This is a genomic window from Acinetobacter sp. YH16044, assembly GCF_013417145.1.
GTDB lineage: Bacteria > Pseudomonadota > Gammaproteobacteria > Pseudomonadales > Moraxellaceae > Acinetobacter > Acinetobacter amyesii.
Genome location: NZ_VPEK01000011.1, coordinates 83,740 through 98,199 on the forward strand (window position 1 = coordinate 83,740; position 14,460 = coordinate 98,199).

Genomic DNA, 14,460 nt, shown 5'->3' on the forward strand with positions numbered 1-14,460 from the left:
GAGTAAGATGAATAAGAATTCAAAGATGCGCATATTGTCTTAAAAAAAGCGGAATGGGTAAAGCCTCAGGGGCAAATTTTCGCTAATTATTCCTGCACCACCTGTATTTTGGGCGCTTATTGCTCAATTTCAAGCCTATGCATGTCGTTTATTTTGTATACAGTGATGCTTTTATATGGCGAGTCAATGACAGCGCAATGCATATTTAGAGTTTGGCAGAGAAAGCAACCGCTTCATAACTGATAAAAGTCCGCTACATCGAAAGGCAATTGCAAATAAAAGTAGTAGTCAAAGCTTGTCTAAATAAATGACCATTTGAAATATGAAATACTTTCAATAATTAAACCCACTATGGTTTGGGTAACTCAAACGTCGTAATCATCCCTGTAAAATCAGCACTTATCCAATATACTCACGGTTTCACATTCAATATTTATATACCACGACCAATATTTATATACTACGACATGTAGCAGGTAAATTTCGCTGCGAAATATCATCCGATTGACAATTCCAAGCACCATTTAAACCATCTGGAATACTAAAATAGATCTGCTTTGAGCGAAGAGCAAAATTGACATCTGTTGATTTAAACGTAAAAACCACTGAACACGTTCCTGCCACATCAGTAATGTCACTACTCGCAATATATTTGGTACTGATACTTTCATTCAGCGCTGTATTCAAATCTACACAGCTTTGTTCCTCTGAATAATTTTCCATCAATTTAATTTTATAGCGTGAAATCATTGTTAATACTTCAGCTACTTGCGCCCGAGCGACATAGCCATTGTAAGATACAGTAGCAATTGCAGCCAAAATACCGATGATTGCCACCACGATCATAATTTCAATGAGTGTAAAACCAGACTGTTTCATTACGTTTCCCCATTCAACGTAATGACAAATAGGCAATTTGCATACCAAGTCTCAAAAGCCCGCATTTATTGTGTTTTATTTTTCAAATTAAACGATTAATTGTCATGAACAGTCATATTCTGACAGTTCATGACATTCATCATTGATAAATCTCGGGATACGGATTTGATTTTTTCTTATAATTGATTCACTTAAAAAAACAATTTAGGCATTTTAACGCCTAATCACATTGTTGCTTGCGCCAATGCCCAATATCTCTGTTTTATCTCATCATAAAAAATTAAATTGAGAAATCCATAGCTCATATCAATTTTTTAGATGCCTATATCAATTAAAAAGTCATTGAAATGAATTAATTTCATCCAATTTGGTCATGTTGAGCTAGTCCTAAACGCTTTCTCGATGTAACATATTGCGTCTTTAAATTTAACTGTGATAGGACTTATGCGCGAGTACGCTGTATTTACCTCGGAATCTGTAAGCGAAGGCCATCCGGATAAAATGGCTGACCAAATCAGTGATGCTATTTTGGATGCAATCTTAAAAGAAGACCCATATGCACGGGTTGCTTGTGAAACGCTTGTAAAAACGGGTGCGGTTGTACTTGCCGGTGAAATCACAACAACTGCAAATGTTGACTTTGAAGCGATTGTTCGTAATACCGTAAATGGTATCGGATACCATCATTCAGATCTTGGCTTTGATGGTTCAACTTGTGCCGTGATCAACATGATCGGTAAGCAATCACCTGAAATTGCTCAGGGTGTTGACCGTCAAAAACCAGAAGATCAAGGTGCGGGCGACCAAGGTTTAATGTTTGGTTATGCAAGCCGTGAAACTGATGTGCTTATGCCAGCACCTATTTCATATGCGCATCGCTTAATGGAAAAACAAGCTGAACTACGTAAACAAGGCAAACTTGCTTGGTTACGTCCTGATGCAAAAAGCCAAGTAACATTTGCTTATGAAAATGGCATGCCAGTTCGCTTAGACGCAGTTGTACTTTCAACTCAGCACGATCCAAAAATTACTCAAGCTCAATTGAAAGAAGCGGTAATTGAAGAAATTGTGAAAAAAGTGATTCCTGCTGAAATGTTCCATGCAGACACTAAATTCCATATCAACCCAACAGGTATGTTCGTGATTGGCGGCCCTGTAGGTGACTGTGGTTTAACAGGCCGTAAAATCATTGTAGATACTTACGGTGGTATGGCTCGTCACGGTGGTGGTGCGTTCTCTGGTAAAGATCCATCAAAAGTTGACCGTTCTGCTGCTTATGCAGGTCGTTATGTTGCTAAAAACATTGTGGCTGCTGGTCTAGCTGACAAATGTGAAATTCAAGTGTCTTATGCGATTGGTGTTGCAGAACCAACATCTATCTCGATCAACACATTCAATACTGCAAAAGTATCTGAAGATTTGATTATTGCACTTGTACGTGAACACTTTGACTTACGTCCATACGGTATTACTCGTATGTTGAACTTGATCCAACCGATGTACCAACAAACTGCTGCGTATGGTCACTTTGGTCGTGAAGGTTCTGATACCGCATTCACATGGGAAAAAACTGACAAAGTGGAAGCGCTTAAAGCATCTGCTGGTCTTTAATCTTAATAGATTAATTTCTCAAAAAAGCCTGCATTAATTGCAGGCTTTTTTATGCCCCATATGTCCATAACTAAAACATCTAGGATAAAAATAACGAGTGTAAAAAATATTGACTAAAATTTACGCCTAGCTTCTTCATAAAACACCAAAATAATTTAAGAACAATATCATGCCCTTTCCATTAGACTTAAAATTTATTACTGCAACTGAAGAACAATTAGGATTTAAGTTTCCAGAAAAATATAAAGCCAAAATGCAAATTGAAAATGGTGGCGAATTCGGCATTAGCTTTTCTAGTGCGGATGAATTTGAAGATGGTGATGATATCGAAGCATGGTGGCTCTTCCCCTTCCAGGACACCAGCGATGTGAAAAGAATAAAACGCACAACGAACCATCTAGCCGCAGAACATCAAACTATAAGTAAAATTGAAGACTTCCCTGAAAACAGCATTGCCATTGCACATAACGGCGATGGCGATTATTTATTGATGCGTACGGTAGACGATACACAATTGGGGGAAGAAATATATTTATGGCGCCATGAAGACAGTGAATTTATCTATCTACTTGTGACTTCAATTGAAGAATTATTTAGACAAAACCCTTAACGCTATAAGTAGATATAAAGGCTTTTAAACTACAAAATATGCTGGATAAAATTACACTAAATCAACAATTTTTGATCGATTTTTGAATATTTTTTCAGCTAATATAAATTCAGCCCATGCTACGGGCATAACAAAAAAAGGAAAGATCAAAATGAATAAATTACTTGTTGCTTTAGGTTTGGCTGCAACTGTTGCACTTGTTGGCTGTAATAAAGACAAAGCGCCAGAAACAGGTGCAACAACTGGTGAACACCTAGAAAACGCTGCTGACCAAGCAGGCCATGACATTGCTGATGCAACTTCAGAAGCAGCAACTGCGACAGCTACTGCTGTTGATAATGCTGCAACTGCAACTGCGACAGCAGCTGATAATGCAGCAGAAAATGCTGAAGCTGCTGCACACAATGCAAAAGAAGCAGCTAAAGACGCGACTGCTGCAACAGCAGGTGCTGTTGAGCAAGGTGCAGCAAACGTGAAAGAAAAAGCTCAACAATAAGCATTTTATAAAAAAAGCACCTTCGGGTGCTTTTTTTATATTTGTCTTTTGTTCAGCGTGTTGTTTCAATCCATTTTTAACTTGAAATTTAACTGACGTCAGGTCAATCTTATGACGTCATATATATAACAAATTTAGAGAAAAGAATGTCTTATTCACATCATACCGAAAAACATTTTATGGAACGTACTGGTTGGCTACGTGCATCTGTACTCGGTGCAAATGATGGCATTATTTCCGTCACCAGTTTAATTATGGGCATGGCCGCAAGTGGTGCTTCTAGCCATACCTTACTCATTACCTGTATTGCAGGACTCATCTCTGGTGCAACCTCTATGGCTGCGGGCGAATATATCTCTGTGAAATCTCAAGAAGACGTCGAAAAAGCAGATCTTCACATGGAGCATAAAGAATTACAACGTAACCCAGAAATGGAGCTTAAAGAGCTGACTCAAATTTATGTAAATCGTGGGTTAGAGCCAACCCTAGCCCATGAAGTTGCAGTCCAATTAACTGCCCATGATGCACTAGAAGCCCATGCGCGAGATGAAATTGGAATCCATGACAATACCGCAGCAAAACCCGTTCAAGCAGCACTCTCATCGGCTTTAGCATTTTCAATTGGTGCACTATTTCCGATGGTTGCGATTTTGATCAGTGCTAACATGCATATTGAAAAAACCGTTATGGCCGTTGGCGTGATTTCCCTAGCACTCCTCGGTGCCTTAGCCAGTTATGCAGCAGGCACTTCTATGTTGAAAGGCAGTCTACGTGTTGCGCTTTGGGGCATTGCAGCCATGCTTTTTTCTAGTTGGATTGGTTCTTTATTTAATGTAAATCCAGTTTAACGCTCGCTTTATCAGTTTTTCATATATGTTAAATCATTTATACGCAGCAATGATTGTGTGATTTTTCAACAATATTCATTTTTACAATATATAAAAACCGTAAAATAGAGCTACATTTTTTAAGCTTTTTTCTCCATGTCTGTAATTGCTGCGCCAGCCAATCGATCCAATGTATCGATTTGGGTGGCTTTTGTTTTATTAATTTTAGGCACCCTTGGTGCTTATCTGGTTGTGGGCGTTAACCAAGCATTGCTATTTTTAATTGGTGGTGCTTTGGGTATGACGCTTTATCATGCTTCTTTTGGTTTTACCTCGAGTTGGCGTGTCTTTATTAAAGAGCGTCGTGGTCGTGGCTTGCGTGCACAAATGATCATGTTGGCTTTGGCTGTATTACTTTTTTTCCCTGCCTTAGGTGCGGGTGAATTATTTGGCAACCCAGTCAAAGGTAACGTTAATCCTGTTTCAATGTCCGTGATGATCGGTGCCTTTATTTTTGGTATTGGTATGCAAGTCGGCGGAGGCTGTGCATCAGGTACACTGTACACTGTGGGCGCTGGTAGCGCACGTATGATTGTAACGTTGATCTTTTTCTGTACAGGTTCACTGATTGCAACTTCACATATTCAATGGTGGTTTGACCTTCCCCACTTTGAGCCGATTTCTTTAGTCAAAAGCTTTGGTGTAGTTCCTGCACTGGCATTAAACTTTGTAGTTTTTGCAATCATTGCAGCAGCAACAGTTTACTTTGAAAAGAAACGCCATGGTCAGCTTGAAGTTGAGCCGCAAGCTAACCAACACGGCTGGAAACGCTTTCTACGTGGTCCATGGCCATTGGTTTGGGGCGGAATTATCCTGACTTTACTAAACTTTGCCACACTCGCACTTGCAGGCCGTCCTTGGGGCGTGACCTCTGCCTTAGCTGTTTGGGCAGCAAAATCAGCAAGTATCATGGGGATCGATGTTGCATCTTGGGCATATTGGCAGCAACCTGCGAATGCCAAAGCACTGACCGAATCATTATGGTTTGATATCACGTCGATGATGAATTTCGGCATCATGCTCGGTGCATTACTCGCAGCGAGCCTAGCAGGCAAATTTGCACCGAACTTTAATATCCCAAAACGCTCACTGCTAGCGGCGGTTATCGGTGGTTTGATGTTAGGTTATGGCGCACGTTTAGCATACGGCTGTAACATTGGAGCGTATTTCAGCGGTATTGCTTCAGGTAGTTTGCATGGCTGGTTATGGTTAGTATTTGCCTTCATTGGGAACGGTATCGGCGTCAAATTACGCCCAATCTTCTTCCCTGGCGAACGTCCACAACCTGAAAAATTAACAGGCTGCTAATTTCTGTAAATAAAAAGCCCCTCAAATGAGGGGCTTTTTTTAATCTGCTAGTGCAGCTTTTAGATTACAACCATATTGCATGGTTTCTTGTGCATGCTTGTATGTGGTATAGCGGTTGATAATAAAATCATAAAATTGGTCTGTATTCGCAAATACCTGACTCAAATCTTCGTTTGCGGCATTTGGCAGTTTAACGTCTTTCACCAAGGCTAAGTTCACATGTCCGAGATGATACATTTCAGAAAAATAATGATTCATTACTTCGCAATAGGCAATTTTGGAGCTTTTTAAAGCGGTATTGGCAACAAAATGCTGATTTAAAGTTTTTAAGTTCTGAACATCTAAAGCGGATTGATCTGAAAAAGCCATACTTTCTACTTTTTTTAGTTGGCTAAAATCAGCTGCTAGAGTCTGATTTAATTGTTCAAAGCGTTGTTGTAATCCCGCTGTATCGGCAACTTGATAACTTTGCGGATTGAATGTTTTCTTTTCTTGTTCATTTGCAGAACACGCCGTGAGCGTCATTGCCGTCAGAACGGTTGTAACAAGAAATAATTTCATCAAAGTCTCACTTAAACAATCAAAAGCTCGATCATTATGCCCGAAAACAACTAGATGATTCGCACCTAAATCGCTTTTTCATTCAGATAACGCCAATAACGACGTGGCACATACTGCACATGTAATTTCATATTACGTCGGGCTTCAATATTGACACTTCTAAAATAATCTTTCCAAAGCTGATCATATAAAACTTCCTCATCATCCAGTTCGATATTGAAAGATTGACTATGGCCTGACTGTATTTGCCCATCTATGGTTGTGGCATCCATATCCGCTTGATGCACCTGCTGTAGATCATAGTAAATGCCGTAGCTGCGTTTTTCATCGTAAATCAACCAACGTTGATCTTGATAGCGTGATTTGAAATGCCGTTCGATCAAAGGCAATACATTAAAGTCAGGTGAGACTAAACTGATAAACAAGCCATCCTGACATTTTTTAAAACGCACAAAAGCTTCCATTCGGTGCTTTTCACGCCCCACTTGCTTCGCCCACTGACTCATCCCTAATACATCAGCATGACCATAGTTTTTAGACACATCACGCTGTTGCTGGAACGCATAAATCGCAAAATTAAAACAATGTTGAAAAGCCTGCTGCTGCTCGGATAAAAACGCATAATAAAACTGCTTCAAAGCACTTTCAGATGCTTTAAGCTTTAATCCTTGCCATACCCGCTGTGCTTGTTCATCGTGACTAGCCACATCAATGACTTCGGCGAAAAGACCTGCCTGCACTTGCCCATCTGTACAAATCTGAATGTCAAATTGCTTAAATTGAAAGGCCCGAAAAACACAACTTAACAATCCTGTCATCGTGCCATCAAAGACATAAATACTCACGACTGTATCCTAAAAACCTAAGTTCAATTGTGGAGAAATTTGCTGCGTATATTTCGACTGGCCACTTTGCAAGATCTGCTGACGTATTTGATGTGGCTGTTGATCTCGAATAAATTTTGGAGAATCTTCACAGCGTATAAAATGTTGTGCTCTGTTGTAGGAAATACCCATACGTTTTAATTGGTCGATATGGATTTTCCCAAAACGTCGTGCTTGAACAATTTTTTGAGCAGAACGTACACCAATACCCGGCACACGTAAGATCATTTGATATTCAGCACGATTGATATCCACGGGAAATTGCTCGGGATGACGCAGTGCCCACGCTAATTTAGGGTCAATATCCAATTCTAAATTTGGATGCTCTTCATCGACCAATTCCGTCGCTTCAAACCCATAAAAACGCATCAACCAATCACTTTGATACAACCGATTTTCTCGTAATAAAGGAGGTGCTGATCCCACAGCTGGCAGCGCACGCTCCGCTTCGTTAATTGGAATATAACCTGAATAATACACACGCTTGAGCTTAAACTCTTTGTAATGACGGTCTGCCATCAGTATGACATCACGGTCAGACTCTTGATGTGCGCCCACCACCATTTGCGTCGTTTGTCCAGCGGGTACAAATTTAGGTACTGTGCGTATTATTTTTCGTTCATCTTTGAATTGAATCAAACGATCTCGAACGATACCTAAATCCTTTTGAACTTCAACATGGCTTTTTTCAGGTGCAAATTTTTTTAAACCATCTTCTGTCGGCATTTCCAAATTAATGCTCATACGGTCGACATATAAACCTGCTTCGGTGATGATTTCCTGAGATGCCCCCGGAATGGTCTTCAGATGAATATAACCATTAAAATTTTCTTCTAGACGCAGCTTTTTCACCACTTGCAACATGCGTTCCATGGTGTAATCCGCCGATTTAAAAATCCCCGAACTTAAAAACAGCCCCTCAATATAGTTCCGACGATAAAAATTCATGGTCAAATCGACCACTTCCTGTACCGTAAATGCTGCACGCTTTACGTCGTTACTCCGACGGGACACACAATATGCACAGTCAAAAATACAGACATTGGAAAATAGAATTTTTAACAATGATACGCAGCGGCCATCTTCGGTATAGCTATGGCAAATACCGTTTCCAGTATTACCTAAACCTTTGTCTTTATTTTGGCGCTTGCTACCACTCGAAGAACATGAGACATCATATTTGGCAGCATCGGCTAAAATTTGCAGTTTTTCACGGATACGTTCAGACATGGGAGAGTTTTAAAACTTAAAATGATCAGAGCATTAATTTTAATAGGATCAACCTCAAAAGTCGGGTCATACATCATCAATACGACATGAGGTGTCGCTTAATTTTAAGCACAGCATTGGTGCAGGCTCCAGGCCATTTCGATATGAAATAACGAATATTATTTGCTTAATTTCACTCGCTTGGGCAAAGTAATTAGAGTGATTGGAGTATGCACATGACTTTATTAGAAAAACTTGGCATCAAACACCCTATATTTCTTGCCCCGATGGCAGGTGTTTCTACACCTGAGCTTGCTGCAGAGGTGTCAAATCAAGGTGGACTTGGTTCACTGGGTTTAGGTGCAAGCAGTGTTGAGAATGCACGTCAGCAAATATTACAAACTCAAGAACTTACTGAACAACCTTTTCAGGTCAATTTTTTTTGTCATGACACAGTAGAACTCGATGAACAAGTTGCTGCCAAATGGATCATGCAATTTAAATCACGCTTTGCTCAATATAATGCAGAAGCTCCAGAAGCACTGAACTGTATTTATCCAAGCTTTAAAGATAATGACCATTTTCTAAACCTCTTACTGGAAACGCGCCCCAAAGCGGTGAGTTTTCATTTTGGCATTCCGCACCCACATCAAATTCAGGCCTTAAAACAAGCGGGTATTTTGACTCTAGTTTCTGCAACCAATTTAGCAGAAGCTAAACTGATTGAAGCTGCGGGTATTGATATCGTGATTGCTCAAGGTATTGAAGCTGGTGGTCACCGTGGCATTTTCAATGAAAACTTCGATAGCAGCGTTAAAACTCGTGACTTAGTTCAGCTCTTGAAACGCCATATTCAATGCCCCGTTGTTGCAGCTGGTGGCATTATGAATGGACATCAGGCCTATCAAATTATGGAGTTGGGTGCAGATGCTGTTCAACTGGGCACTGCTTTTGTGCAATGCAAAACATCAAATGCAAATGAGGCTTATCGCAAAGCACTATTTGATGCGCCCATCACGCAGATTACATCAAGTATTTCAGGCCGGCCTGCACGTGGCATTATCAATAACTGGCACACAGATATTGATACGCCGACTCGCCCAACCGTTCCGGCTTACCCATATAGCTATGATTTAGGCAAACAATTACATGCAGCAGCCAGCAAGCATGGCGTACATGAATATGGTGCATTTTGGGCAGGAACTAATGTCTCTCAAATACGTGAATTGGAAGCACCCGACTTGATCAATCAATTGGTTTTAGAAATGCGCTTTAACTAAGACCTCGCTCAACGGGTCATTCAAACATGAATGCCTAATAAAAAGCCCTCAACATTGAGGGCTTTTTATGTGCAATTTAGGCTGTCATCGATGCACAATTTAAATATTTGTTTTAGATCATTTGAATAAAGTTAGTTAAATCTATTTCAAATAAATCTAACTAGCTTAAATCGACTTACTTTGTATCACATTGCACAGATCTATTTCGTTTGACTTTAAGTTACTTGGTTTCAAGCAAATTGACCTGATCAACTTGAACATCACTCATGATCTGACCATGATCGAGTAAGTGATTAAAATAGTTCTCGACGACTTTATATTGATCTGCTGTAGATTCAACTTTATACATATTTTGGCGGAACTCATTACTAGAGCGTAAACCTTTGGTATACCAAGCAATATGTTTACGTGAAATTCGACAACCTGAATATTCACCATAAAAACCATATAACTCAGATAAATGTCCGAGCAATACGTCACGGACTTCCATAATACTTGGTGCCGCCATATGCTCACCCGTCGTCAGGTAATGTCCTATTTCACGGAATATCCATGGGCGACCTTGAGCTGCACGGCCAATCATGACTGCATCGGCACCAGTATAATCCAATACATATTTGGCTTTTTCAGGTGTATCAATATCACCATTGGCAATCACAGGAATATTGATCAACGATTTCACATCTTTAATTAAGCTATAACGCGCCGTATTCAGATACATATCTTCACGTGTACGACCATGAAGTGCCAATGCAGCAATGCCAGCTTCTTCGGCGCGTTTCGCAACGCGCATAATGTTTTCATGACCATTGAGATAGCCCAAACGGGTTTTTAAGGTCACGGGCACATCAACTGCATCAACCACAGCATCTAAAATGCGAGCCACCAAGTCTTCATCTTTGAGCAGCGCGGAACCTGCCAATTTATTACAGACTTTCTTCGCCGGACATCCCATATTAATGTCGACAATTTGTGCACCATTTGCCACTTGATAGCGAGCGGCTTCAGCCAGTTCAGCTGGATCTGATCCTGCAATTTGAGCTGAGATAGGTGCTATCTCACCATCAAAATTGGCACGATAAAGACTCTTTTTACTCATGCGTAAGGTCTTATCTGCCGTCATCATTTCACTGACAGCATGACCTGCGCCAAAGTATTTGCAAAGTGTACGAAATGGGCGATCTGTAACCCCTGCCATAGGTGCCACCCACAGTTTTCTCTCGATGGGACGATCGAATAATTCTTGAATGACATTGTTTTTACTCAAAATCTTTTAACCTCGTTTAACTTCGTTTAGTCGCTTCGTATTGACTTTTAATGCTCTTTAGTTGCAACCTATTTGCACCACGAAATTTCAATGTTGCAAATTTATAGGTACAGTCACTAAGCGACAAACAAAAGACGGTACAACTCGGTATAGAGCTCAAGTCCGCGTACAACTTCAAGGCTACCCAGAATTCAAGCAATCCAAAACATTTAGCTAAAAGTCTTTGGCTGATGAGTGGATTAAACGCGCAGAGGCAGAAATTGAATTGCACCCTGAAAAAATGTTGAACCCTGAGGTGCAACTTAAGCAAAAACACTCAGAGAATTCATATTTCAGTATTTGGATGAGGCGGACAGTTTTGCTAGGACAAAAACAGGAGCACTACAGCATATCGCTAGTTTAGATATTTCTGAAAAGAATATCTATTATTTAACGCGACAAGACTTTTCTGATTACGCCGCTTCTTATAAAAGTATTAATCTTTCTGAACACCAACATTATCTGCATCAAATTCTAATGACATTTTCTCATATAGCTTGCTTTCAGCTGCATCTAAGCGAGCTTTTGCGGCAGCTAATGGTTTCCGGTAATAAAGATAGCTTTTCATATCTTTATCACAGCTATCCAGTTTTTCCTCACAATCACTATCATTCCTTTTGGCTTCTCTAGACTCTCTGATTATTCTGTTGTAATTATTTTTGGCTTCGTACCATTTAAATTCAATTACATTATGAGCATTTGATGGTTCATCTTTAGCATAGCAGTTCACTGATGCTAGGAAGCAAATTGTTATTCCGTTAATAATTTTGGTTAGATAATGCACTTTTGATGCTCGTTAAATTGGATGTTATTGTAAATAGTAACGTAATCTAACCCACCTGCCATAGGTGCCACCCACAGTTTTCTCTCGATGGGACGATCGAATAATTCTTGAATGACAGGATGTTGACTCAATGTTTTAACCTCTAGCTATATTTAGCAAATGATGCCTGAACCAGATTCGAAATCTTCGAAGCCACATTCAACAATGCTAAATTCAAATCTATGTTCGCAAAATCAGTTGAGCGTAAAAACGTTTCATGGCAATGATTATGCAATTGAATGATGACAATGAATATCAACATCGTTCAACGATTGAATTGAGGAATTTGAAGCTTCGGAATTGGACGGAAAATTTGCAATGCGATAGTTTAGTAATTCCAAACAAAAATTTCTACGCTTTTGCTTAAGAGTCGTTGAAACTTATGCATCAGCCATGTAGTTAACACACTATCGATTCAACATCAGACTTTCAGCAGATATGCCTGTACAGGTGTTACTATAGAGGGATACTGCTAAAATCATTGAAAACTTAAATCTATAAATTCACATCAGTGAGTTAAACTTTATGAAAAAATTGAAAATTCTCTCTTTTATATTTTTCGCTACTTTTCTGACTGCCTGCCAACAACCGAATGACGAGGTGGCTGCAGCTGAAAGCCAAAACGCTGATTTAACAACGGAACAAGCGACTCAACAATTTGAGCAGTCAGATGCGCAAATCAGTCAATACCTTGATGTTTTAGATGCTCCAAGCACATCAATCAAGGAAAAAACCCAAGTCTTATGTCATGACTACCCTCATGAATATAAAACTAACTACATGCCTGCCATGCTCAAACTCGCAGCCAAAGACTATACTCAAGATAAAATGTTAAATGATTTGAAGATCGCACAGGACTATTACAAAGAAAAACTCAAAATTGCATGCCCTGCTGAATAATCTCCCTTTCATCATGGCGTCATAATTGTGCGATAAATTGTTATTAAGCGAAAAGTGTGTAAGTTTCGCTGTAATAACAACGTAAAATACACTTCCCGATTTATTCGGGTTTTTCTTTTTTTAAAGTCTTTAAAATATTAAACGATATTTGAATGACACATATTATTTTGTAATGGATTTCAAACTATTGATTTATTTTGATAAGTTTTTCGCAAATGTTCACAATCTAGACACATAACAACTCATTTTAATTACACTTTTATCATGATTAATACATTAAGTTGTTTTTTCCAAAAAAATAGACTGAAGATTGAATCATGAAAACTTTAAACAAAGTACTTTTCGCTACACTTATCTCTGCTGCTGCTGCAACTACATTTGCTGCTGAAGAACAAAAAGTTGAAGCTGCTGCATCTGAAGCTCAAACAACTGAAGTTGCTCAAGATGCAACTGAAGCGGCTCCTGCTTCTGAAGCTGTTGCAAAATAATTGAGCAAAAATTTAAAAGCCCACAGATTGTGGGTTTTTAAATTCACAGACATTTTAGATCTGTCGCAGCTTTCAATAGATTTCTTTCATAAGTCATTTTTCACTCAGCTCCAAGTTATAAATTCCAGCAATTAGATTGAATCTTAATGCTAGTCTTTTGCCTCGATTGCGATATCGCTCAGCAAGAATTTTGAAGGTTTTCAAACTGCCAAATATAGCCAAATCCTAAAAACTATAGAACAATAGAGATATGGGATATTCAAAAGATTTTAAAGATAAAGTCATAGAAATTATGATTCGAGACGAAATGTCTGTGCGAAAAGCAGCACAGCATTTTAACATCTGTATACAGACGATTCAGAACTGGAAAAAGTCCACTACAAACAAACCTATTCCTGGCCGTCCAGCTAAAATTAGCAGAGAGCAAATATTGAAGGATGTTGAACAATATCCTGATGATTATCAGTATGAGCGAGCTGAACGTTTAGGAGTAAGCACTCATGCGGTATTTAATGCGTTACATGCCGCAGGAATATCGCGTAAAAAAAGACGTTAAAGCATCCTAAAGCAGATCAAAATCAACGTCAGCAATTTCAAAATCTCATAGAGTGTTTAGAAGGGAAATTGCCTCTGATTTACATAGATGAAAGTGGTTTTCAAAGTGAAAGTACCAGAACTCATAGTTATAGCCTTCAAGGAACACGTGCTGAAGGTGAATTTAACTGGCAGTTGAAGAATTGGAGTAATGCGATCGGTGCAATCATTGAAAATAGATTGTTGACAGTTGGTGTGTTTAATTGTTCTGTGAATACAGAAGTATTTGAATGTTGGATTGAACAGGATTTATTACCTAAGTTGAAAGAAAGCAGTGTTTTGATTATGGACAATGCGACCTTTCACAAAGGGAAAAGACTTCAGGAGTTGATACGTTGTGCAGGCCATTACATTGTGTGGCTTCCTAAATATAGTCCAGATTTAAATCCAATAGAAAATATGTGGTCACGAGTCAAGGCGATTCGAACTAAGTTTAGAGTTAAAGATATTGATAAATTATTTAAAGATTACTGTAATGATTTATTTGGTATTTAGCTATACATGCTCAATTCCAATTCTTCTTTTATTGATTTCCTGATTATAGATTTTTAGTTCGGAATCCAGTTTACAGCGCTTCTTTGCTTTTAATGGCAACAAGCTATTTGGATACACTGTATAAATTCC

16 protein-coding genes and 3 pseudogenes are annotated in these 14,460 nt (G+C 39.1%); 11 read left to right on the forward strand and 8 right to left on the reverse strand.

Annotated elements, in window-relative coordinates; genetic code table 11:
- Positions 1–453 precede the first annotated feature (453 nt).
- Together FTV38_RS08755 and FTV38_RS18395 are read right to left on the reverse strand one after the other, a co-directional pair.
- The gene (locus FTV38_RS08755) at positions 454–810 is read right to left on the reverse strand and encodes a pilin (RefSeq protein ID WP_373887010.1); all 357 of its coding nucleotides are present in this window, start codon (positions 808–810) and stop codon (positions 454–456) included.
- A pseudogene (locus tag FTV38_RS18395) lies at positions 783–879 on the reverse strand (prepilin-type N-terminal cleavage/methylation domain-containing protein); the annotation flags it as partial. The pseudogene FTV38_RS18395 and the gene FTV38_RS08755, both read right to left, overlap by 28 nt.
- 444 nt (positions 880–1,323) lie before the next feature.
- On the opposite strand from FTV38_RS18395, the gene metK reads away from it, so the two are divergent.
- The 5 genes from metK (at position 1,324) to FTV38_RS08780 (ending at position 5,791) form a co-directional block, all read left to right on the forward strand.
- Positions 1,324–2,490: a methionine adenosyltransferase gene (gene metK / locus FTV38_RS08760; protein WP_078188779.1), complete on the forward strand. Its 1,167-nt coding sequence runs from the start codon at positions 1,324–1,326 to the stop codon at positions 2,488–2,490.
- Positions 2,491–2,659: 169 nt separating this feature from the next.
- Positions 2,660–3,100: an SMI1/KNR4 family protein gene (locus tag FTV38_RS08765; protein ID WP_180022259.1), complete on the forward strand. Its 441-nt coding sequence runs from the start codon at positions 2,660–2,662 to the stop codon at positions 3,098–3,100.
- A 151-nt stretch (positions 3,101–3,251) separates the two neighbouring features.
- Positions 3,252–3,596, forward strand: coding sequence for a hypothetical protein (locus tag FTV38_RS08770; protein ID WP_078188782.1), 345 nt, complete (start codon positions 3,252–3,254; stop codon positions 3,594–3,596).
- Positions 3,597–3,742: 146 nt separating this feature from the next.
- The gene (locus FTV38_RS08775; protein ID WP_168377647.1) at positions 3,743–4,444 is read left to right on the forward strand and encodes a VIT family protein; all 702 of its coding nucleotides are present in this window, start codon (positions 3,743–3,745) and stop codon (positions 4,442–4,444) included.
- A gap of 135 nt (positions 4,445–4,579) precedes the next feature.
- Positions 4,580–5,791: a YeeE/YedE family protein gene (locus FTV38_RS08780; protein ID WP_180022260.1), complete on the forward strand. Its 1,212-nt coding sequence runs from the start codon at positions 4,580–4,582 to the stop codon at positions 5,789–5,791.
- Positions 5,792–5,830: 39 nt separating this feature from the next.
- Here FTV38_RS08780 and FTV38_RS08785 read toward each other — a convergent pair whose 3' ends face one another.
- From FTV38_RS08785 to FTV38_RS08795, 3 genes are all read right to left on the reverse strand, one after another.
- Positions 5,831–6,352 carry a hypothetical protein gene (locus tag FTV38_RS08785; RefSeq protein ID WP_180022261.1) on the reverse strand — a complete coding sequence of 174 codons (522 nt, stop codon included), beginning with the start codon at positions 6,350–6,352 and terminating at the stop codon, positions 5,831–5,833.
- Between the two features lie 65 nt (positions 6,353–6,417).
- Positions 6,418–7,197, reverse strand: coding sequence for a TIGR03915 family putative DNA repair protein (locus tag FTV38_RS08790; RefSeq protein ID WP_180022262.1), 780 nt, complete (start codon positions 7,195–7,197; stop codon positions 6,418–6,420).
- Positions 7,198–7,206: 9 nt separating this feature from the next.
- Positions 7,207–8,466, reverse strand: coding sequence for a putative DNA modification/repair radical SAM protein (locus tag FTV38_RS08795; RefSeq protein WP_180022263.1), 1,260 nt, complete (start codon positions 8,464–8,466; stop codon positions 7,207–7,209).
- A gap of 215 nt (positions 8,467–8,681) precedes the next feature.
- On the opposite strand from FTV38_RS08795, the gene FTV38_RS08800 reads away from it, so the two are divergent.
- Positions 8,682–9,725, forward strand: coding sequence for a nitronate monooxygenase family protein (locus tag FTV38_RS08800; protein ID WP_111883795.1), 1,044 nt, complete (start codon positions 8,682–8,684; stop codon positions 9,723–9,725).
- Between the two features lie 220 nt (positions 9,726–9,945).
- Here FTV38_RS08800 and dusB read toward each other — a convergent pair whose 3' ends face one another.
- Entirely contained in the window at positions 9,946–10,992 is a 1,047-nt protein-coding gene (gene dusB, locus FTV38_RS08805) for a tRNA dihydrouridine synthase DusB (protein ID WP_180022264.1), read from the reverse strand.
- Between the two features lie 103 nt (positions 10,993–11,095).
- On the opposite strand from dusB, the pseudogene FTV38_RS18070 reads away from it, so the two are divergent.
- Positions 11,096–11,451: pseudogene (locus tag FTV38_RS18070) on the forward strand (site-specific integrase); the annotation flags it as partial.
- A gap of 16 nt (positions 11,452–11,467) precedes the next feature.
- Here the strand turns inward: FTV38_RS18070 and FTV38_RS08810 are convergent.
- The gene (locus tag FTV38_RS08810; RefSeq protein ID WP_168377460.1) at positions 11,468–11,815 is read right to left on the reverse strand and encodes a hypothetical protein; all 348 of its coding nucleotides are present in this window, start codon (positions 11,813–11,815) and stop codon (positions 11,468–11,470) included.
- Positions 11,816–12,379: 564 nt separating this feature from the next.
- Here FTV38_RS08810 and FTV38_RS08815 point away from each other — a divergent pair.
- Positions 12,380–12,754: a hypothetical protein gene (locus FTV38_RS08815; RefSeq protein WP_233944257.1), complete on the forward strand. Its 375-nt coding sequence runs from the start codon at positions 12,380–12,382 to the stop codon at positions 12,752–12,754.
- A gap of 317 nt (positions 12,755–13,071) precedes the next feature.
- Positions 13,072–13,242 carry a hypothetical protein gene (locus tag FTV38_RS08820; protein ID WP_171262568.1) on the forward strand — a complete coding sequence of 57 codons (171 nt, stop codon included), beginning with the start codon at positions 13,072–13,074 and terminating at the stop codon, positions 13,240–13,242.
- A gap of 93 nt (positions 13,243–13,335) precedes the next feature.
- Here the strand turns inward: FTV38_RS08820 and FTV38_RS08825 are convergent.
- Positions 13,336–13,452, reverse strand: a pseudogene (locus FTV38_RS08825) (IS5/IS1182 family transposase); the annotation flags it as partial.
- Between the two features lie 40 nt (positions 13,453–13,492).
- Here FTV38_RS08825 and FTV38_RS08830 point away from each other — a divergent pair.
- Positions 13,493–13,798: an IS630 transposase-related protein gene (locus tag FTV38_RS08830; RefSeq protein ID WP_087547287.1), complete on the forward strand. Its 306-nt coding sequence runs from the start codon at positions 13,493–13,495 to the stop codon at positions 13,796–13,798.
- Positions 13,799–13,845: 47 nt separating this feature from the next.
- Positions 13,846–14,331, forward strand: coding sequence for an IS630 family transposase (locus FTV38_RS08835; protein WP_104441633.1), 486 nt, complete (start codon positions 13,846–13,848; stop codon positions 14,329–14,331).
- The last annotated feature ends 129 nt before the right edge of the window (positions 14,332–14,460 follow it).